The 20,302-nt window shown below is 67.2% G+C and carries 19 protein-coding genes; 5 read left to right on the forward strand and 14 right to left on the reverse strand.

Annotation, left to right across the window (positions count from 1 at the left end):
• Nucleotides 1-43 precede the first annotated feature (43 nt).
• Nucleotides 44-466 (forward strand): cupin domain-containing protein, encoded by a 423-nt coding sequence (locus tag BLV60_RS04460; RefSeq protein WP_093050613.1) that lies wholly within the window; start codon nt 44-46, stop codon nt 464-466.
• Nucleotide 467: 1 nt separating this feature from the next.
• Here BLV60_RS04460 and BLV60_RS04465 read toward each other — a convergent pair whose 3' ends face one another.
• Genes BLV60_RS04465 through BLV60_RS04480 form a run of 4 tightly spaced genes read right to left on the reverse strand, consistent with a single transcriptional unit; the run spans nt 468 to nt 6,823 of the window.
• A complete protein-coding gene (locus BLV60_RS04465) occupies nt 468-3,404 on the reverse strand; it encodes a bpX6 domain-containing protein (protein ID WP_093050616.1) in 2,937 nt (978 codons plus the stop codon).
• Complete coding sequence (locus BLV60_RS04470; protein ID WP_093050619.1) at nt 3,388-5,247, reverse strand: hypothetical protein; 1,860 nt, start codon at nt 5,245-5,247, stop codon at nt 3,388-3,390. Before BLV60_RS04470 ends, BLV60_RS04465 begins: the two co-directional genes overlap by 17 nt.
• The gene (locus BLV60_RS04475) at nt 5,244-5,696 is read right to left on the reverse strand and encodes a bpX5 domain-containing protein (protein WP_093050622.1); all 453 of its coding nucleotides are present in this window, start codon (nt 5,694-5,696) and stop codon (nt 5,244-5,246) included. Before BLV60_RS04475 ends, BLV60_RS04470 begins: the two co-directional genes overlap by 4 nt.
• A complete protein-coding gene (locus tag BLV60_RS04480; protein ID WP_093050625.1) occupies nt 5,693-6,823 on the reverse strand; it encodes an AAA family ATPase in 1,131 nt (376 codons plus the stop codon). Before BLV60_RS04480 ends, BLV60_RS04475 begins: the two co-directional genes overlap by 4 nt.
• Nucleotides 6,824-7,088: 265 nt before the next feature.
• On the opposite strand from BLV60_RS04480, the gene BLV60_RS04485 reads away from it, so the two are divergent.
• Entirely contained in the window at nt 7,089-9,395 is a 2,307-nt protein-coding gene (locus tag BLV60_RS04485; protein ID WP_093051790.1) for a TonB-dependent receptor, read from the forward strand.
• A 26-nt stretch (nt 9,396-9,421) separates the two neighbouring features.
• Nucleotides 9,422-10,108: a Fe2+-dependent dioxygenase gene (locus tag BLV60_RS04490; protein WP_093050628.1), complete on the forward strand. Its 687-nt coding sequence runs from the start codon at nt 9,422-9,424 to the stop codon at nt 10,106-10,108.
• A gap of 217 nt (nt 10,109-10,325) precedes the next feature.
• Here BLV60_RS04490 and BLV60_RS04495 read toward each other — a convergent pair whose 3' ends face one another.
• From BLV60_RS04495 to BLV60_RS04530, 8 genes are all read right to left on the reverse strand, one after another.
• Nucleotides 10,326-11,342: a zinc-dependent alcohol dehydrogenase family protein gene (locus BLV60_RS04495; protein ID WP_093050631.1), complete on the reverse strand. Its 1,017-nt coding sequence runs from the start codon at nt 11,340-11,342 to the stop codon at nt 10,326-10,328.
• Entirely contained in the window at nt 11,342-11,920 is a 579-nt protein-coding gene (locus BLV60_RS04500; protein WP_093050634.1) for an amino acid synthesis family protein, read from the reverse strand. The genes BLV60_RS04495 and BLV60_RS04500 overlap by 1 nt, the downstream gene beginning before the upstream one ends.
• A 10-nt stretch (nt 11,921-11,930) precedes the next feature.
• Nucleotides 11,931-12,902 carry a tripartite tricarboxylate transporter substrate binding protein gene (locus BLV60_RS04505; protein ID WP_256328854.1) on the reverse strand — a complete coding sequence of 324 codons (972 nt, stop codon included), beginning with the start codon at nt 12,900-12,902 and terminating at the stop codon, nt 11,931-11,933.
• Between the two features lie 67 nt (nt 12,903-12,969).
• Nucleotides 12,970-13,833, reverse strand: a complete 864-nt coding sequence (locus BLV60_RS04510) for a fumarylacetoacetate hydrolase family protein (protein ID WP_093050637.1) — start codon at nt 13,831-13,833, stop codon at nt 12,970-12,972.
• A 43-nt stretch (nt 13,834-13,876) separates the two neighbouring features.
• A complete protein-coding gene (locus tag BLV60_RS04515; protein WP_093050640.1) occupies nt 13,877-14,434 on the reverse strand; it encodes a VOC family protein in 558 nt (185 codons plus the stop codon).
• Nucleotides 14,435-14,466: 32 nt separating this feature from the next.
• Complete coding sequence (locus BLV60_RS04520) at nt 14,467-15,186, reverse strand: FCD domain-containing protein (protein ID WP_093050643.1); 720 nt, start codon at nt 15,184-15,186, stop codon at nt 14,467-14,469.
• A gap of 6 nt (nt 15,187-15,192) precedes the next feature.
• A complete protein-coding gene (locus BLV60_RS04525; protein ID WP_093050646.1) occupies nt 15,193-15,744 on the reverse strand; it encodes a cupin domain-containing protein in 552 nt (183 codons plus the stop codon).
• 9 nt (nt 15,745-15,753) lie between these two features.
• Nucleotides 15,754-16,863, reverse strand: coding sequence for an alcohol dehydrogenase catalytic domain-containing protein (locus BLV60_RS04530; protein ID WP_093050649.1), 1,110 nt, complete (start codon nt 16,861-16,863; stop codon nt 15,754-15,756).
• A 149-nt stretch (nt 16,864-17,012) separates the two neighbouring features.
• Here BLV60_RS04530 and BLV60_RS04535 point away from each other — a divergent pair, with 149 nt between their 5' ends.
• On the forward strand, nt 17,013-18,641 hold the full coding sequence (locus tag BLV60_RS04535; RefSeq protein ID WP_176928710.1) for a bifunctional 3-(3-hydroxy-phenyl)propionate/3-hydroxycinnamic acid hydroxylase: 1,629 nt from the start codon (nt 17,013-17,015) through the stop codon (nt 18,639-18,641).
• The gene (locus tag BLV60_RS04540; RefSeq protein WP_093050655.1) at nt 18,638-19,048 is read left to right on the forward strand and encodes a nuclear transport factor 2 family protein; all 411 of its coding nucleotides are present in this window, start codon (nt 18,638-18,640) and stop codon (nt 19,046-19,048) included. The genes BLV60_RS04535 and BLV60_RS04540 overlap by 4 nt, the downstream gene beginning before the upstream one ends.
• A gap of 130 nt (nt 19,049-19,178) precedes the next feature.
• Here BLV60_RS04540 and map read toward each other — a convergent pair whose 3' ends face one another.
• Both map and BLV60_RS04550 read right to left on the reverse strand, forming a co-directional pair.
• Nucleotides 19,179-19,970, reverse strand: a complete 792-nt coding sequence (gene map, locus BLV60_RS04545; protein ID WP_093050658.1) for a type I methionyl aminopeptidase — start codon at nt 19,968-19,970, stop codon at nt 19,179-19,181.
• A complete protein-coding gene (locus tag BLV60_RS04550; protein WP_093050661.1) occupies nt 19,970-20,224 on the reverse strand; it encodes a ParD-like family protein in 255 nt (84 codons plus the stop codon). Before BLV60_RS04550 ends, map begins: the two co-directional genes overlap by 1 nt.
• Nucleotides 20,225-20,302: the final 78 nt, after the last annotated feature.

Consider the following 20,302-nt stretch of genomic DNA (forward strand, 5'->3'; position numbering starts at 1 on the left):
CGTGCTGCACCGCACCACACAACCACCTGCGAAGGAGCGCCCCATGCTGGACCGTACCGCCACCCAGTTCTCCCACGTGAAGCCCGGCGACACAGAGTTCGTATCGGGTGGTTTGCGTGACTTTTTTCTCTATCGCGACCTTGGCATCGCCGAGGCCACCAACGGCAAGGTGATCGCGCATCTGGTCAAGGCCAACATGGCACCGGAAGCGGGCACCGGCTGGCACCGCCACGAGGCGGACTTCCAGATCGTGATCATGGTCAAGGGCTGGGCCCGCTTCATGTACGAAGACAAGGAAACGCTGGTCGAGGCCGGCGACGTTGTGCACCAGCGCCCGGGCATCCGGCACTTCCTGTTCGACTATTCGCCCGACATGGAGTACCTGGAAATCGTCTCGCCGGCGGACTTCAAGAGCATCGACGTGGAGCCGGTGTGCGAGATTCCGGCGCCTACGCCCTGGAAGTAGGTCAGCGGATGGCGAAGCCCACCGTCGTGCTGCGCTCGATATCGAGGTGCAGCACGCGGCCCTGATCGTCGAAGAGTAGCCAGCCATTGGTGACGGGACGGGCGTGCACCGCCGCGTCGAGAGGCCAAGCAACCGACGCCCCCACGCTCCCGCCACGCAGTTGATACAGCAGCACGTCGCGCGGAGCGTCGGGCGGCCGCAACACCAGCCAGTCGCGGTCAATCCACGACTGCAACTCGCTGGCGTCCGTAGTCGAGAAACGAACACGGCCGTTCATCCCGCCCAGCCCCAACCAGTTCAATTCAAAGCGCCCGTCTTCTACGTACTCGCCGCTCAAGCTCAGCGGAATCGATTGCGGATGCAGCAGCCGCCGCGACAACTCCCTGGCCGAGATCGCCAGAGGCTCACGGCTCAACAGGCGACGCTGCGGACACTGATAGCGCCAAAGGCATGGCCCCAGGCTTTCATCGTCAACAACGAACTGCTCCACCTCACGCGTGACCAACAGATCCGTCACCACGCCCGGCAGGTCGCTCACCTGCCAGAGCACGTCCTGCAGGGATCTGCCCGTGTCGATGACCTGGATACGCCGCCCGCGCGCCACTGTCCAGCCAATGCCGTCGAACTCGCCGGCGAAATGGTCGATTTCGCTCAACCCAAGGTCGCTGACCTGCCGCTGCACGAGGTCGATCCGGCTCACGCGCCACAGGCCGTCGCGCTGCGCCAACGCCAGCGCGAGCTGTCCGCTGTGTGCCACGACCAGCCGGTACGCTGGCACAGCAAAGCGCGCCAGCACGCGGCCTGTGTTATCGGTCATGACCGCACCGGCCTCGCCGGTTGCGATGAGGTAGCGGCCTTCGTCCAGCAGCACGGCATCGAGTACCGCATGCACGCCCGCAGCAGGCGCCTCGAACGTCAGCATCGTCGATTGCTTTGCGAGCGGTTTGGCCTCGATGCCGGGTAGCTCGCCACCCGGAAGATCGGCCTGCAGCAGCGTGTCGGCATTCAGCCGCATCAGCGACTGCAGCGCTTTCTTGTCCAGTCGGCCCAGCCCCTGAGACTGATCGGCCAGCAACGCGGGCATCAGCACGGCCACCAATCCGCGCGAGGCGTCGGTGTGTCCCGATGCCGCATTCAGCGCTACAGCGAGCGCCGCACGTTCGCCGTGCAGCGACGGATCGTCACGCAGTGACCGCAGTCGCGCCGCGCAGGCTTGCAGGGTGTCTGGCAGCAGCAGTGCGCGCTGCACCAACGCACGAGCCGCAAGCTGTCCGCCCGCGGCCTCCGCGGCCAGCAGCCAGGCGGCGGCCTGCTCGCGCAATGCGGCCACCGGCCATACGGCGTCAACCGCTTTCAGCCACTCGCCCTGCTGCGCCAGCGCCTGGCCCCACTCCTCGCGCAGGCGGTTGGCCGCGTCGGGCCATCGTTCCTGCATCTGCAGCACGGCGCTGGCAAATGCGTTGTCGCGCCGCGCCACGGCCAGAGCTCGGCGCCAGTCGCCGGCCAAGCACAGCAGGCGCACGATGACGGCGGGCGGCCAGTCCCAGGCCAGCGCGAGTTCGGCGGCCTGCGCATGGCGCTGGTGCTTCTCGAGGTAGTCAAGGGCCTCCTGGCGCGCCTGCAGCAACTCGGCCAGTACGAACACGGCCTCGTCGATGCGACCTTCGCGATCCAGTTTCTCGTAGGTCTTTCGATAGAGCTGGCGCAGATGGGCCTCGAAGTCGTTGCCGAGGCTGATGCTGGAGTTCTGCCCCAGCGAACCGCTCAGCGACAGGTCGTTGCGCGGCCCCGGCGTGCCGAAGGCCTGCCCGAGCGACTGCGCATCGCCGCCCAGCGGAATCGCGTGGCGCAGTGCCTGTTCGAGGTCGCCGTCGTCGAACATCTTCAGCATGCGGCTCAGGTACGCGGCCTGCTGGCGGCCCAGCAGACGCGACAGACGCGACGTGATCGCGAGACGGGCCATCCAGTCGCGCCAGCGTGAACGGCCCGGCTGCGCGGTACCGCGCTGCTTGAGCGATTTCGGCGACCGAGCACCCGGGCGCGGCTTGGTGCGACTGGGTGCGCGTGCCGCGTCGCCGGCGTTCTTGCGAAGTCCCCACCACGCCAGCAACAACGCCAGCCCGAACACGATCAACGACACCCACAGCGAAGACGTATCGACCTGCGAGGTCGCCGCATGGGCCCTGGTCTGCGCCCCCGCCGGGGTCGACGGGCTTTCCAGCGCGTTGAACAACGCACGCGCGAAAAACAACGCCGCCGCAATGCCGGCCAGCCACGCCACCGTGCGCATCGACATGCCCATTCCACCGTCGCGACGGCTGCTGCCGGGGGTGGCACCCGGCCCGGCATTGACCTGCTTCAAGACCTTCTCCCGTTGCGCACGCTCGGTCATGGCCTTGAGGAACTCGGCCTGTGCCGCACTGGCCGGCGGCACGGCGTCACCGAGCACCTCGCGCAGCGTGTGCCCGTCGGCATCGAGCACAACGGGTTCGGGCAAGGTTTCGCGGCAGTCGAAGGTATCGAACAGGGCCGGGCCGAGGGCCAGCCACAGTGACGGATCGAGCGGCTCGGCCTGCGCAATCCGCAAAGCCAGAACCTCGCCGCCGTTCACGAGCCAGACGTCGGCCGGCGGCAACCCGGTGCGCTCGGCAAGATCGAGTTCGGCGGAGCAGAGCGCCTGCCCTTCCCGACGCAACGGCCAGCCTGTGGCGTGATCGCAGTCGAGCGAAACCGGGACCGCGAAACGCAGCAGATCCCCTTCGGCGAAGCGGAACGCCTGCGCGCCTGCGCGCCATGCGTCGACGATGCGGTGGGCACGCGCGGCCTCGTCGAACCAGTCCGACGGAAACCAGAGCCCTGCCACCGGCTGCCGTCCCTTGAGCAAAGGATGGCGCACCTGTGCAGCAGGCATCGCGAGGAACTCAGGCTGCGCTGGCATCGCTCGCTCCTTCGCCATGCAGCACCGCACGCAGGGCCCGCTGGGGCACCGCGTAGACGATGATTTTCTTGTGCACGGTCAGCATGACGGCCAGGCCCGTGCAGGGGCACACGCTGATCTTCTCGATGCGCTCGGGCGCCTTGTAGATGGTTTCGGTTCCGTTCTGCGCATGCAGGTCCAGCCCGTCGAGCGACGGCGAAAGGCTCAGCAGCGCGTAACGGCCGTGCGTGCTGTCGTCGATCAGCGCCAGGGCGCGCGGAGCGCGGATCTCGAAGGTCTTCCACTTCTGTGGGTACCGGCCGTGCTGTCCGCCGACGAATGCCGGATCGGGTTGATGGATGCGCCAGACGTCGTGGGGCTCAGTCGCGACGCGCAGGGCCATGCCGCCCAAGCCGCTTCGCCACTGCCAGCCGTTGGCAAAGAGCACCCGCGTTTCGGCGACAGGGGTGCAGATCACCCGGACCGACTCCGGCCCGTCTGTCGCACCCAAGCGCCGCAGCACCAGTTGGTTGTCATGGACGGCTGCGTAGACCACGCCGAGTTCCGACCACTGCAGCATGCCGACGACCTTGCTCTCGACCAACGTCGGCGCGCCGGCCTCGGGGTCCGGCCTGACACCCGGCGTCATGTTCCAGATCACGAGCTTGCTGTCTCGGTCGATCATGCAGACGCGCTGGTGCTGCCTGTCGTGCAGCCATGCGGAGGGCAGCCAGACTGCCAGCCCCGGCGGCGCGCGAAACTCCTCGGCGTCGGGCGCGGCGAAGTTGCCGAGCCCGGGCACCTGCCAGAAATACATCGAGCGTTCATGGCTCAGCAACGCCCCCGTGCGCTTGCCCAGGAGCATGACCGCCAGCGGCACGAGCGCCTGTCCCCAGTACTGGTACTTGGGCTTGGCCGCCTTGCGCTGCTTCGCACCTGGCACGACGAACACCAGCAGGCCGGGTTCGTCGAGCAGTTGCACCGCCACGTGCGTGCCAGACGGGGAAATGATCGGTGGCCGCTGCAGCGAAATGCGGCCGCTATGACGCCGGTGCAACGTGTCCGGTGCCCTCTGCGTGAACTCGCCACGCAGCAGAGGCACGCCGACCTTCGCTGACGGCAGCGGCAGTTGCGCACGCCGCAGCCCGCCACGGTCGCTCAGCGACACATCGAGCACGTCGCCCAGCACTGCGCGCTGCAGGCACACGCGGTGGCTGGTCCAGCGCTCATCCACGGCTTGCTCCGCCGATGCCGAGCCAACAAGCCAGCTTTCCCCCGGTGCGTGCTCCATTTCGGCCAGCACCTCGCGCCAGGCGCTCACGTGCGCGGAGGTGCCGACGTCGAAGTCGCGCGCCTTGAGCAGCGAGCGCAGTTGCCGAACATCGTCCGCGCCATCGAGGCCGCCCGGCAACTGGAGCACGCCCCACTGGAACACGCCGCCGATCTGCTCCGCGCGCCTTGCCAGCAGGATCCAGAGCGCGAGCTGCCCGAGCCGCGGCGCACCGAACTGCCGCGGCCCGGCATCGAAGATCGCGACGATGCTCTTCTCGGCCTCGCGTGCCCGCGGGCGCGGCGCCAGGAACAGGTGCTCGCTGGAGGCGGCACGACGCAAAAACTCGTCGGGCAGTTCGTCGGCCAGCAACCACTCGGTAGCAAGCAAGCGCTCGTAGGGGCCGCGGCGGCGCAGGTCGTCGAGCCCGTCGGGCTCGGGTACGCCGCCGCGCGTCTGGCCACGGAAGCGGCCCAGCAGCGGCTGCATGCGCTGCACCAGTGCACCGAGCTCGGCAGCCATCTCGGGCGCGAACCAGGCGAGCCAGGGGCTCCATGGCTTCAGGGCATCGGGAAGTTCGGTGGTCGTGCTCATGCGCGGGCGCCGCTCCAGTGCGTGTCGATGCGCGCGAGCAATTCGACCGACAGCGGCAGCAGCCGGTCGAGCGGCAGCACGAACGCCGGCCGGGGCCACAGCAGCAAGGGCTGGCGCTTCGGGTGCTCGCGCTGCAGGCTCCGCGCGATCAGGTCCAGGGGCAGGTCGGGCGCTTCGACCGTGGGCAGCCACAAGCCAGGGGCCTCGGGAGTCGGGCCCGCGTAGGCGATGCCATCGACCCAGGGCAGAGCATCAGCCTCGCCTGTCACCACAAGAAGGTCGCGTGCGGCCATGGCGGACAGGCCGACCTGTTGTTCCTGCGGGAGTTGCAGCAGCCGTTCATGCAATCCGCGCGCGGCTGCACCCCATGCCACCGCTGCTTGCGCAGGCAAGGGCTCGGCTCGCGGGCGCCAACGCCATTCGAGCGGCTTCACGGCACCACCGCTCATGCGGCGGCAGCCAGACGGTCGACGAGCTGTGTGCGCAACGCGGTCAGGGATTCCGGCAGCAGTTCGCTACTGAAGTTGGCGTCGATCTCGCGCAGCACGCTCTCGGCTTGGGTGCGTGCCGACGCGGGCTCCGCCGCAAGGCAGGCGCGTGCGGTCTCGGCCAGCCGCACGGCGCGCGACATGGGCTGCAACGTGGCTTCTTCCACCGCGCTCAGCAAATGAGGGTGCGTGGCGTTGGCGAATGCGTCGCGCAACACGTCGCGCGCGCTCTGTTGCGCCTCCTGCGTTGGCAGCACGTAGAGCAATGGCCAGAGATCGGCCTCTGTGGTTTCGAGCCGGCCCGCCAGCACGGCAGCCGCAGCCAGCAGGCGCTGCGACTTGACGATGCGCCGGTCCGACAGTTGCACGCCCGACTGCCTCAGCTTGCGGATGGCATTGGCCAGCGCCGGCTGCACGCCGCCCAGGTCGACCTGCCTGAGCTGCTGGCACAGCACGTCGAGGTCGGCCAGCGCGCCGCCGGTGGCCACGGGCGCGTGGTCCGACCGCCAGCCGCCGCTCAGCATCGCTTCGAGCTGGTGATCGGGCAGCGGCTCGATGAATACGTGCAGCAGAAAGCGATCGCCGAAGGCGGCGAGCCCTTCGTCGTCGGGCAGCGCATTGGCCGCGCCTACGCATACGCGCAGTGGGCAATGCAGCTGCGTGTGGCCGCGCCGGAAGCGCCGCTCGTTGAGTACGCCCAGCAGCGTGTTGAGGATGGCGGTGGAGCCAAGGAACACCTCGTCGAGGAAGGCGACGTCTGCCTCGGGCAGCATGCCGCTCACGTCGGTTTCGACGGTGCCGGCGCGCAGCTTGTTCAGATCGACCGGACCGAACAGTTCGGACGGTTCGGTGAAACGGCCCAGCAGGTATTCGAAATAGCGGCCACCCAGGCTCTGTGCCACGCGCCGTACCACCGCGCTCTTCGCGGTGCCGGGTGGGCCAACCACGAGCAGATGCTCCTGTGCCACGGCAGCGAGCACGATCAGCTCCGCCAGTTGCTCGCGGCCGACGAGGCCGGTGGTGGCAGCGCGGATCGCGCTACGCACGTGTTCTGCGGAAATCTGGAGCGAGGTGGTGGAGGTCGTCATCGAAAAAGAAGCTGTTTGCGGGACATCTACGGCCCGACAGTGTGCCGCAGGGCCGTTACAAAAAAGAACGGGCGCGAGGCCCGGCGTTGATTTCACGCAACCATGGCAGCCAGAGAAACCTGCCTTCCACCTGACCTCGCACGTAAAGACAGGAGGCTGTCTCCTCGGCCAAACACCCGGCGAGGAATGCTTCAAACAAGAGTCATTCGCAGCCAGAATGCCGGCCGATGCTGCTTTCGTTTGCATCGTCTCCAAGGCACTCACGATGACCCGCTCCACTCGCCCGATGCGTCACCGCACGCCCATCGCACTCGCCCTGATCGGCCTGTGCGCTTCGTCCCTCCCCACCGCATTCGCCCAGCAAGCCACTCAGCCCGCGGCTTCCTCGCCCTCCGCTGCGCCCGCGCCTGCGCCTGCCCCCGGCACCTCCGTCCCCGCCACGCTGCGCGAAGTGCAGGTTCAGGGCGCACAGGACAAGACCGGCTTCGGCGCCAACCCGTCTTCGCTCAACCGCCTGCCAGCCGACCTGCGCGATGCGCCGCAGTCAGTCACCGTCATCAACCAGGCCGTGATGCAGTCCCAGGGCGCGACCTCGCTCGCAAGCGCGCTGCGCAACGTGCCGGGCCTGACCATCGGCGGTGCCGAGGGCGGGCAGATCGGCACGAACATCAACCTCAACGGCTTCTCGGCGCGCACCGACATCTACCTGGACGGCGCGCGTGACCGCGCCCAGTACTACCGCGACACCTTCGCGCTCGAATCGGTCGAGGTGCTGATGGGCCCGTCGTCGATGCTGTTCGGCCGCGGCTCCACCGGTGGCGTGATCAACCAGGTCACGAAGAAACCGTCGCTCACGCCCGCGGGCGAGGTCTCGGTGTCGGCGAGCACCACGGGGCTCGTGCGCTCGACCATCGACATCAACCACCCGCTGTCCGACACCTCGGCCTTCCGCATCGCGGCCATGGGCCAGCAGGGCGACGCCAGCACGCGCGAGCAGACCAAGCTGAAAGACTTCGGCCTCGACGCCTCGCTGAAGTTCGGCATCAACACGCCGACGCAGGTCACGCTCTCGGCGCTGGTGCAGCACAACCGCGACCAGCCCGACTACGGCGTGCCGCCGCTCAACGGCCACCCCGTGAAGGTCGACCGCGACACGGCCTACGGCTTCAGCGACGACCGCACGATCTCCGACATCCAGGCCTTCAGCGCGGTGGTGCAGCACAAGCTCACGCCCGACACCTCGATCCGCAACCAGACGCAGTACAACAACGTGACCACCGATGCGCGCGAGACCGCGCCGCAGAGCATCGGCACGCTGTCGGCCAAGGGCGTGTTCACGCCCTTCTCCACCGGCACCACGGCCGTGCCGGCCGCCGCGTTCTCGTCGCTGCCGCTGAGCAGCCTGTGGGTGCGCCAGCAAAGCCATGACCGCACGATCCACGACAAGTCGCTGTTCAACCTCACCGAGCTCAACACCAAGTTCACCACCGGCTCGATCAAGCACACGCTGCTCGCCGGCCTGGAGTTGGGCCACGACACCTACGACAACCAGGCCTACTACCGCAACGGCACCTGCGCGGGCGTGGCGCTGAACCCGGCTGGCGGCACCAGTGGCTATGCCACCTGCTCGCCGCTGCTCGCGCCGTACCAGGGCAACACGCCGAGCACCGCGCCCTCGCTGCCCGGCAACCTGGCCACCGCCAGCGCGACGACCGTCGCGGGCTACGTGAACGACACCATCGAGCTGAGCCCGCAGTGGAAGCTGGTGGCCGGAGTGCGGCAAGACCACTACCGCGCGAGCATCTACAACAGCATTCCGACCGCGACCACGCTCGCCTCCGAAAGCCAGACCGTCGACTTCACCAGCGTGCGCGCCGGCGCCATCTGGCAGCCGACGCCCGAGCAGTCGTACTACGTGTCGTACAGCACCTCGTTCAACCCCTCGCTCGAGCAGCTGGTGGCCACAACGGGCAGCACGCAGCCGCTGCCGCCGCAGAAGAACAAGGCCTATGAAGTCGGCGGCAAGTGGGACCTGAACGACGGCAACCTCTCGCTGACCGCAGCCGCGTTCCAGATCACGCAGACCAATGCACGCTCGCAGAACAGCGACGGCACCTACAGCGCGACCGGCACGATACGCGTGAACGGCGCACGTGCCGGCGTCGCGGGCCGCGTGACCGACAAGCTGCAGCTGTTCGGCGCCTACACGCACCTGGACGCGACCATCATCGACGGCATCGCGCCCGGCACGCTCGGCAAGGTGCCCGCCAACACGCCTAAGGACGCGGCCAGCCTGTGGGCCACCTATGCGATCACGCCCGAGTGGGAGATCGGCGGCGGCACCACCTACAGCGCCAGGCGCTTCGCCAACAACACCGACCTCGTGCAGGTCGGCGGCTATGCGCGGCTGGACGCGATGGTGGCTTACCATCAGCCCAAGTACGACATCCGGCTGAACCTGTTCAACCTGGCCAACCGCCATTACTACGACGCGCTGATCCCATCGGACGGCGGCCGTGCGGTGCCGGGCTCGGGCCGCGCCGCCACGCTGTCGCTCACCTACCGGCTCTGAGTTTCCCCAGGAGCATTCGACACAGCATGCTGGTCTGCATTCCCGGCGTCCTCGACCGCGAAGCGCTCGCGGCAGTTCGCGCGCGCCTCGATGCGGCCGGAGACGCCTGGGTCGACGGCCGCGTCACCGCGGGACACCAGGGCGCGCCGGTCAAGTTCAACCAGCAGATCGACGAAGGCTCGGCGGTGGCGCACGAATGCCAGGCCATCGTGGCGAGCGCACTCGAACGCCATCCGACCTTCATCAGCGCGGCGCTGCCCAACCTGCTGTACCCGCCGATGTTCAACCGCTACAGCGAAGGCATGCGCTTCGGCCTGCACGTGGACGGCGGCGTGCGCATCGACCCGCGCACCGGCCGCAAGCTGCGCACCGACCTGTCGGCCACGCTCTTCCTGTCGGACGCCGACAGCTACGACGGCGGCGAGCTTCAGATGGAAGACACGCACGGCATGCAGACCGTGAAGCTCGCGGCCGGCGACATGGTGCTCTACCCCGCCACCAGCCTGCACCAGGTCACGCCCATCACGCGCGGCGTGCGGCTCGCGTGCTTCTTCTGGGTGCAGAGCCTCGTGCGCGACGCAGGCGACCGCGCATTGCTGTTCGACATGGACAACGCGATCCAGCGCCTCAACCAGAGCGGCGCCGATGAATCGGCGCGCCGCACGCTGGTGGGCACGTATCACAACCTGCTTCGCAAATGGAGCGATACCTGAGCTCCTTGAACCCTCCCGGCTAATCGCGCCGATCTCGACGCCGATCGGCTGTTGACGGGCCTGCTGGATCTGACGCAGATCGAGGCGGGCCGCACACCGCACAGGGGCGCCGAAACTCGCTGCGCCACACACACCGCGACGGCGTGCTCATGCGCGCCTTCCAGCGATTGATGAACCTCGGTCGTGCTCTTCCGTCGCAGGAACAGTCTGCCCAGAATCAGCGCCCCCGTATTGCCGCAGGGAGCAACACGCTCTTGCCCAGCATGCCTCCGCTGTCGAGCAACTCGTGCACGCGGCGCGCGTCTTCAAGCGCAAAAAGCGCAGCCTTGGGCGCACACACGCGGCCCGCGGCCATGAGGGCAATGGCCGACTCCATCAGCCCGCGCCGTTGAGCGGCATCGGCGTCGATGGAGTGAATCGAAAAAGTGCGTACCGCCAGGCTCTTGCCCAGCAACTTGCGAAGCTCCTCGAACACATCACCCGCCGGCGGGCCGGTGACGATGTTGTAGGAAACCGCCATTCCGAACGGCGCCAGGGCGCGCAGGCAGGCGATGAAGTGCGCGCCTCCGAGATGGTCGAAGGCCAGGTCGACGCCGCGCCCGCCGGTAAGCTGCATGACCTTCTCGGTCAGTCCCTGAGGATCGCTCTCGACGACTTCGTGCGCGCCATTGGCCAGTGCGAAGTCCTTCTTCTGCGGTGTCGAGGCCGTCCCGATCACATGCAGGCCGCGATCGCGCGCCACCTGCACCAGTGCCGTGGCCACGCCACCCGCCGCGCCGGGAATCAGGATGGAGGTCGCAGGCGAGTTGCCATTGCTCGACAGCATGGCCAGTGCGAGCTGGAAGTTTCCAAGACTGACGGCATCGTCGAAGCGGATCGCATCGGGGAGAACGAACGGCGCGGCCTCGGGCACGCAGATGGCTTCGGCGTAGCAGCCGCCGCGCTGCTTCAGTTCCCGCGCGCTCACGAACACGCGCTGGCCGACCCGTAGGGCCGTGACGCCGGATCCGACCGCATCGACCACGCCGGCCATCTCGTTGCCGGGAATCGCCGGCATGGGCGGCATCCACTTGTAAGTGCCGTTGCGGATCAGCACGTCGGGGCCGCCGGCGCCGATGGCCATCGCCTTGACGCGCACTTCGCCCGCCTGCGGCTGCGGCAGAGGAAGCTCCACCAGTTGCAGAACCTCCGGGCCGCCGGGGGCCTCGAGCTGGATCGCCTTCATGGTGTGCATCACCGCTGCCCGTCGTGCACGGCCACCTGCTCCTTGGTGAGCCCGCCCAGGCGTGCATGCACCCGCCCTCCCGTGCCCATCACCAGCGCGAACAGGATCTCGTTCGGGCGCGGTGCGTCCTGGATGCCCACCTCCATCGAGTTGTAGTGGCTGCGCACGTACGCGGCATGGATGTAGTGCAGCGGCACCATGAGCCGGTAGCCGGTGGCGGCCACCGCCTTGGCCGAGGGGACGATCGCCTTCGGCTCGCCCAGGATGCTGCGCATGGCCCATCCCCCGGCCTCGTGCCAGACCGCGCCGTGCTCCAGCTCTCCGTTCACGCCGACGATCGCGGCCTTGCTGTAGACCTCGATCTTGTCCTGCCCGAGCACCTCGACCAACTCAGTGGCAAGCAACGTGCCGAGCGAGCGCAGCTCGGCCATGAAGGGCATCAGGTCCGGCTCGTACCGTCCCGCGTAGGGGTTGTGGATGACCGCGCAGGCAGCCGCCAGCCTGAGCGGCGTCGCGGCCGGCGGACCGCCCTCGTGGTAGATCGTTTCGATGGAAAGACTGCGCTTGCGGATCTCGATCAGTGACATGGAATTGACCTCATTGCTTGGGAATGTGTGCGTCGTTCACGACGGCGGTCCACCGCTTCAGCTCGGCGGCCGCCATCGTGGTCATTTCTTCCGGTGTGCTGCCGCGCGCTTCGCCGCCCATCTCTTCCAGCCGCGCACGCACGCCCGGCGCCTGCAGGGCCTTGAGCGTCTCGGCCTGCAGGCGATCGACGATCGGGCGCGGCGTGCCGGCTGGCGCCATGAAGCCGGCCCAGGAGCGTACGTCGTAGCCGGGCACGCCTTGCTCGGCCACGGTCGGCAGCTCTGGCATCTGGTTCCATCGCTGCGCGCCGGTGGTGGCCAGCGCCCGCAGCTTGCCGGCCTTGATGTTGGCCATGACGGCCGTGGGCGGCGCGATGATCATCGGCACCTCGCCGCCGAGCAGCGCCGTGACCGCGGCCGCATCTCCGCGATAGGGGATGTGCAGCATCTCGGCCTTGGCGGTCTTTACCAGCAGCTCGCCGGCAAGGTGGTGCGTGGAGCCGATGCCCGCCGATCCGTACGACACGCTGCGCGCGTCTGCACGTGCCGCAGCCAGCACCTCGGAGAGTCCGCGGTATGGGGAGTCGGCCCGCACCACCAGCAGGAACGGGAAGTAGGTGATCGTGGAAATCATCTGGAAGTCCGACACCGTCTGGTAGCCGAGCTTGTTGTAGAGGGCGCCGGCCACGGCATGGCCGCCCGTGGCCAGCAGCAGCGTGTACCCGTCGGGCTTGGCACGCGCCACCGTTGCCGCGGCGATGGTGCCCCCTGCCCCGGCCTGCGCCTCGACCACGAAGGGCTGCGCCAGCCCCTTCGTCATCTCCGCGCCGACCACGCGCGCGATGGTGTCGGCGTTGCCGCCGGCCGCAAAGCCCTGGTAGACCTTGACCGGCTTGTCCGGATAGCCCTGGGCCATGCCGTCAAGGGGTGCCGCGCAGGCCATGGCAAGGCCTGCGGCGACGAGCAATCGTCTGCGCCGCATGAATTTGTCTCCGATGGTTCTTGTAGGAAGGCTGCGGCTTATCGTGCCGAGGCCCGGGCGAAGGGCTTCAGTCCTGCTGCACGATCGGGTTGCGCAGCACACCGATGCCTTCGATCTCGACCTCGCACACGTCACCCGGCTTCATGAAGCGCGGCGGCTTCTTGCTCCAGCCCACGCCTGCCGGCGTGCCGGTGGCGATCACGTCGCCGGGTGTGAGCGTGAAGATCGTCGAGGCATAGCTGATGAGCTTCGGAATGCTGAAGATCATGTGGCCCGTGTGGCTGCTCTGCACGACTTCGCCGTTGAGCCGGGTCTCGAGCTTGAGCTCGCGGCCGGGCGCGATCTCGTCGGCCGTCACCATCCAGGGACCGAAGCCGCCAGTCGATTCGAAGTTCTTGCCCGAGGCGATCTGCTTGGCGTGGAACTGCCACTCGCGAACGCTGCCGTCGTTGTAGCAAGAGTAGCCCGCCACATGAGCGAAGGCGTCGACCTCCGCAATGTTGCGCCCGCCCTTGCCGATGATGACGGCGAGCTCGCCTTCCCAGTCCAGCGATTCCGACACGTGCGGCCGCACGATCGGCTGGTTGTGCGCGCACTGCGAACGCCACACGCGCAGGAAGATCGGCGGCTGCTCCGACAGCTCGCGATGCATGCCGGCGGCCAGCACCTCCTGGTGATGGTCCATGTAGTTGCGCACGGCGCACACGATCTTCTCGGAGCACGGGATCACCGGCAGGAAGGTGATGTCGGCCAGCTTCGCCGCCACCGGCAGGCCTTCGACGTGCTGCGCCGCCTGCAGGTACTCGCCCGAGGCGATGTAGTCGGCCAGGCCCGCATGCCGGGGCCGCGCCTTGCCGAGATCGACAACGCCGTCACCGACGACGGCGCCCCAGGTTTCGCGGCCTTGATGGACAAATGACAAAAGCTTCATGGGAACTCCGGTTGAAAGGGGTGTGCGGAAAAGACGGAATGCGTCAGGCGGCAGGCGCAGCGGGCGAACGCGACTCGAACTGCGCCTGCCATTGCGCAAGCGGCATGAAGGTGGGGTCCTTGCGGCACGCCTCCTCGGTCTCGCGCATGAGCGTCTCGTCGTCCTTCGAAAGATCGAGCGGATCGCCGTGCGGCTGCGCCACGTAGAACGGCGTGTCGACGTAGATCTCCACCGTGTTGCCCTCCGGGTCGAGCATGTAGACCGAGAGCGCATTGCCGTGATTGAGGCCACGGATGCTGGTGGCGCCCCGGGCCTCGGCGCGCGCGGAAATATCGCGCAGGTACTGGATGCTCGGCACCACGAAGGAGATCTGCATCACGGTGCTGAACTTCGCCTCGGCCGGCCGGCCCGAGGCCAGCACCAGCTGGTGATGCTGATCGGGGCTGGCGCTGGTGAACACCAGCTGGTTCCTGAAGGTGCGGCCTTCGCCGCGATCGGTGATCGTGAGGTCGAAGGTCTCGGTGTAGAAGGCCACCATCCGGTCCAGGTCCGTGACGAAGATTCCGAAATGCGAAGGCGTGGGTCGGGCGACCTTGAGCATGCTTGCTGTCTCCTGTTGAAGGGGCCGTGCCCCTACGATTGCGCGGCCTGCGCTGCCTTGAGCGCGGCCAGCACGTTGCGTTGCGTGCTCAGGATGTGCTCTTCGAGCAGGACGCAGGCCGTATCGGCGTCGCGGCGCAAGGTGGCGTCCATGATCTTCTTGTGCTCATTCGACTTGCGGCGTGCGGTCTTCCTGTGGCGGGCGGAAAAACGCCGGTAGCGCTCTGCCTGGTCGAACAGGCTCGCGCCCCATACGCGCTGGCGCAAGGAAGGGCACGCAGCCACCAGCGCGAGGTGAAAGGCACGGTGCAGCTGCGACCAGTCGTTGTCGAGAATGACGGGGCCGTCGCCCAGGCGCGACTCGACCTTCTCCAGGCGGTGGTACGCAGCAAGGATGTCCGCCTCCCAGGCATCATCGCCATGGGCAATGGCTTCCCGCAGCGCAGGCACGTCGAGCATGACGCGCATGCGCGTGATGTCGGCCAGATCGTCTTCGGAGATCGGCGCCACGCGGAAGCCGCGGCGCTCGTCGGCGCGAATCAGCCCTTCCTGCGCCAGCCGGCTGAGCGCCTCGCGCAGCGGGCTGCTCGAATAGCCGTAGGCGGACTGGAGTTCGTCGAGCTTGAGCTTGGCGCCGGCTTCGAACGTGCCGGCCAGGACGTCTTGCCGCAAGCGGGTGAAGGCCTGCTCGACCAGCGGCGGCTCGTAGGCGGTGGAGGTTTCTTGTTTGTGCATGGAATTAATTTTATGCATGGTCTTTCATCCCCGGCCTCCCGCCCGCCTCGCGCCCACGAGCACGAACAGCATGGTCGCGGGCTTGTCGCCGAGGTTGCGCCATGCATGCCGGTTGCCGTGCTGCACGGCCACCTCGTGCCGGCGCAGCAGCACCTGCGCGCCGTCGTCCAGCTCGAGCGTGATCTCGCCTTCGAGCACGATGTCGTAGTCGATGCTGTCGGTGGTGTGCATGCCGGGGTGGTCGGGCTCGAAGGTCTCGGCCAGGCCGGGAACCAGGCGGCCGAACTCGGCGCCGAAGGCGGCACCGTCGAAGTCGGCGCGCATCATCACCGCGTCGGGCGGGAACGTGACCATCATGAGCCGGGTGCCGCCGCTCTCAGGCACGAAGCCCGCCTCGCACGTGCGGTCGTCTACCGCGCCGGTGCCCACGCTGTCTGAAGCATCGGTGGCCCACAGCAGCGCCGCGGCAAAGCCGGGCACGGTCGTGAACAGGGCGCTGCGCGGCGCCGCGCCATCCGAAAGAAACTTCGCCTTGCCATCGGCACCCGTGCCCGCCACTACCCGTCTGATCTTCATGGCGCGCTTTCAGGGATTGATGACGAAGTTGCTGAAGCCGCCGTTGCGGCTCGCGATGCCCGAGATCGCTTCGTTGACGCGGTCCAGCGGATAGCACACATGCTCGAACACCGAGAGATCGAGCGTGCCGGCCTCCGCCATGTCGGCCATGTCCTGCCCCTCGCCGGCCGTGAACCAGGCCGAGCCCTCGATGCTCTGCTGCTCGTCCATCATGGTGTGCAGGTCCATGCCCACCATGCCTGCGATGGCGCCGATGTTGTAGGCGCGGCCACCGCGCTTGAGGGCGCGCACGCCCTGCTGGAAAGTGCCGTGCGGCGCGCCGGGGCCCAGCGCGTCGATGAAGGTGTCCACGCCCAGTCCTTCCGTGCGGGCCTTGGCCCATGCGTCGATGGCCTCGCCGTCGGCATTGGAAAAGACCTCGATGCGATCGGGTGCCAGCGCCTTCACGCGCTCCAGCAGTTCCCGGTTGCGCCCGGTACCCAGAATGCGCGTGGCGCCCATGGCCAGGCCGAAGAGCGCGCCGCCGATGCCGAGCGTGCCGCTGATGCCGTTGATCAGCACGCTCCTGCCGGGGCCGACCTGCGCCTTGCGCATCGCGGAGTACATGGTGCCGAGGTAGCCGAAGCGTGCCGCCTGGTTGAAGCTCACGTTGTCCGGCAGCTTCACCAGCGCGTACTGGGGCGCGATCATGTATTCGCACAGGCCGCCGAACGGATAGTTCTTGTAGAGCTTGAGCGAGTTCTGCGAAAAGCCGAAGTAGCCGCTGAACGCGTAGTGCGTGCAGTTGATGAGGTCGCCGTTGCGGCAGGCGCGACAGCCGCCGCAGTAGAGGCTCGGGTTCACGTAGACGCGATCGCCCGGCTTCCACGTGTGCACGTGGGAGCCGACCGCCGTTACCTCGCCGGCCGGGTCGAGCCCGAAGACCGCGGGCAGGGGTGGCAGCGGCAGCTCCGGAAACCAGGTCGTCCAGTTGGCCAGGATGTTGCCGAGGTTGGGCACGATGCCGCATGCACGCACCCGCACCTGCACATCGTTGGCGGCGGGCTGGGGAATCGGAAGTTGCTCGACCTCCATCGGGGCGCCGACCTGGTGCAGTCGGGCAGCTTTCATCGTCGTCATGGTGTCTCCTGGCTGATTGATATATAGATGCACAAATCGTGTTTTGTGCATTCTTTTCGACCACGCGGCATAGCGTCATCAGTGATAACCCTTTGTGCGTGAAATCATGTTTTATGCACAATCATTGATTCATGCATTCAAACAAAGCCATGCTCCACCAGAATCCGGAACCCGTCGACGTGGCGATCATCGGCTTCGGCCCCGTCGGCGCAACGCTCGCCGCGCTGCTCGGCCAGCGCGGCTTGCGCGTCGCGGTCTTCGACAAGTCGCAGCAGATCTACCCGCTGCCGCGCGCCTTCGCGCTCGACCACGAAGCACTGCGTGTGTTCCAGGAGATCGGCATCGCCGGCACGCTGGCGCCGCACATGACGCCCTACCGCCCGACGATCTACCAGGGCAGCGACGGCGAACCCATCCAGCACTTCGACATGGGGCCGTCGCCCTACCCGCTCGCGTGGGCGCCGTCGTACACCTTCAACCAGCCGGCACTGGAGGCCTCGCTGCGCCAGGCCGTCGGCAAGCTCCCCGGCGTGTCGGTCCATCTCGGGCACGAGGTGCTGCAGCTGAGCCAGTCGCAAACCCATGCGCAGCTCGACGTTCGCGGGCCCGACGGCACGCAGGCGCAACTGAGCGCGCGCTATGTCGTCGGTTGTGACGGCGGCACCAGCCCCACGCGCAAGCAGATGGGCCTCGCGCTCAAGAGCCTCGACTTCGACGAGCCCTGGATCGTGGTCGACATGCATGTCGACGAAGACAAGCTCGACCGGCTGCCCGCCACCAACGTCCAGTACTGCCACCCGTCACGGCCTTGCACCTACGTCGTGGGTCCGGGCACCCACCGGCGCTGGGAGTTCCTGCTGCTTGCTGACGAGGCCGAGCAGCGCGAGATGCCGCACGAGGCCATCTGGCAGCTGCTCGCCCCCTGGCTCACGCCCGCTGACGCGCGCATCTGGCGCGCGGCGGCCTACCGCTTTCATGCGGTGGTGCTCGGGCAATGGCGCAAGGGGCGCGTGCTGCTGGCGGGCGACAGCGCGCACCAGATGCCGCCCTTCCTGGCCCAGGGCATGTGCCAGGGCTTGCGCGATGCCGTCAATCTCGCCTGGAAGCTTCAATGGGTGCTCGAGGAGCGCGCCCCCGAAAGCCTGCTGGACAGCTATGGCGACGAGCGTGGACCCCAGGTGGAGGACGTGACGGCGACCGTCAAGCGGCTGGGCCAGATCATCTGCGAACGCGACCCGGTGCGCGCCGCCGAACGCGACCTCCGCCTGCGCGCACAGCAAGGCGGACAGGTGCGGATGCAACTGCGCCAGAGCCTGCTGCCCGGCGTGCACCACGGACTGATCGAACGCGACGAGTTGCCCGCGGGCACGCCCTTTCCTCAGGCCATGGGATGCATCGAGCCCGGCGTTGCGCCGCAAATGATGGACGACCTGCTGCAGCCCGGCTTTCTGCTGGTGCTGCGCCGTGCGCCCGATCCGGCGGAGCTTCGGGCGTTGAAGACATCGGCGGCGAGCCTCGGCGCGCAGCTGCTGTGCATCGATGCCGCGACGACGGCGCCCGGCGTGGTGAAGCTGGCCGAAGCCGACGGCATTCTGGCCGCATGGTTCGAACGCCATGGATGCGAGGCCGCACTCGTGAGGCCAGATCACCTGGTCTATGGCGTGGCATGCAGCGTCGAGGACGCCGGGGTCCTGATGCAACGAGCTTCCCGGGACATCGGCATCCAGCCTCCAATTCGAGCGAATCCGAAAACTCCCACTGCCCGGAGCGCAACATGAACGAAGCCACCTCTTCCCCGTCCCGCGACACTGAACGCCTGTTGCTCGATCTCGAAGCACAGCGATGCAACGCCATGAAGCGCGCAGACTTCGCGCGCCTGCGCGAGATTCTTCATCCAGACCTTGTTCACGTTCACGCCAAGGGCCAGACCGACAGCTACGAGAGCTACTTCCGCTCGGGCGGCACACATGTCGACTACAGGCAGATCGACCGCTCGGAACTGAAGGTCCAGGTACTGGGCAGCACAGCCCTCATGACGGGTCGGCAGTTGCTTGTGGCCGTGCGCAAGGACGGCAGCGGCACCGTGCGCATCGACTCGCGCGTGATGCAGGTCTGGGCCCAGGAGGGTGATCGCTGGCGGCAGTTGGCGTTTCAGACGACGCCGCTGGAGATGAGCATCTCGTGATTGACGAGGGCCCGATCAACCGGCATCAATACTTCGAGAGGCGTGCGCCGAGAGAGTAGCTGGGCTGTTTCCACTTCGGCCGCTGGCTGACGAGAACCGAGTCTTCAAGATCTGCGCAGCAGGCTCAGCATCAAACCGGTGCGTAGGCGCCTGTGCCTCCAGGCCAGGGCGTAAGCACCTCATAGCCTTCGGACGTTACAGCCACCATGTGTTCCCACTGGGCGGACAGAGACCGGTCCTTTGTCACGACTGTCCATCCGTCGGGCAATTGCCTGGTTTCGCGCTTGCCTGCGTTGAGCATCGGTTCGATGGTGAAAACCATCCCCGGCTCCAGCCTGAGCCCTCCCCCGCGCTGCCCATAGTGCAGCACCTGCGGCTCATCGTGGTAGATCTGGCCGATGCCGTGCCCGCAGTATTCGCGCACCACGCTGAATTGCTCCCGGTGGGCAACCGACTGGATGGCATGGCCAACATCGCCCAGAGTCGCTCCGGGCTTGACCTGCCGGATTCCGGCCAGCATTGCTTCGTACGTCGTCTCCACAAGGCGCCGAGCCAACACACTGGGAGCTCCGACGAAGTACATGCGACTCGTGTCGCCAAACCAGCCGTCCTTGATGACGGCGACATCGATGTTGACGATGTCGCCCTTCTTCAGAATCTTGTCGGCCGAGGGGATGCCGTGGCAAACCACCTGGTTGACGGAAGTGAGAACGGTCTTCGGATACCCCTGATACCCCACGTTCGCTGGAATGGCGCCCTGGACATTCACGATGTGGTCGTGGCAGATCCGGTCGAGCGTCTCCGTGCTCACCCCCGGCACGACGTAGGGCTCGATCATGGCTAGAACCTCTGCGGCAAGCCTGCCGGCACGCCGTGACATTTCAAGCTCCTCGGCGGACTTGATGGGAACGCCGTGAGCCATCAGTGTTTTCCGCTCGAGGACGCGCGGGGCTTGCCAGGTTGAGTCGTGACAGCCGCGGCGATGTCCAGCCCCCCCGCGAGTTCAGCCTGTATCAACAGTTGGCAGATTTCCCGGTAGTCCAGCTCCGGGTGCATCTCGGTCAGCATGCCGACCCGCATCCAATGCTCTGCCTGTGCATTGATGGACCTGCTGAGAGCGTTCCCCGCCACTCGCAGGTTCTCGTGCATCAAGTCCGAAATTTTTACGATGCCCATCGGCGACCCCTATATGAAACGTATATGAATTATATACGTCTCGTATGGCCCTGCTTGTATGGCCCTGCACTTGATCGA

This window comes from Variovorax sp. YR634 (assembly GCF_900106655.1).
In the GTDB taxonomy this organism is placed as follows: Bacteria; Pseudomonadota; Gammaproteobacteria; order Burkholderiales; family Burkholderiaceae_C; genus Variovorax.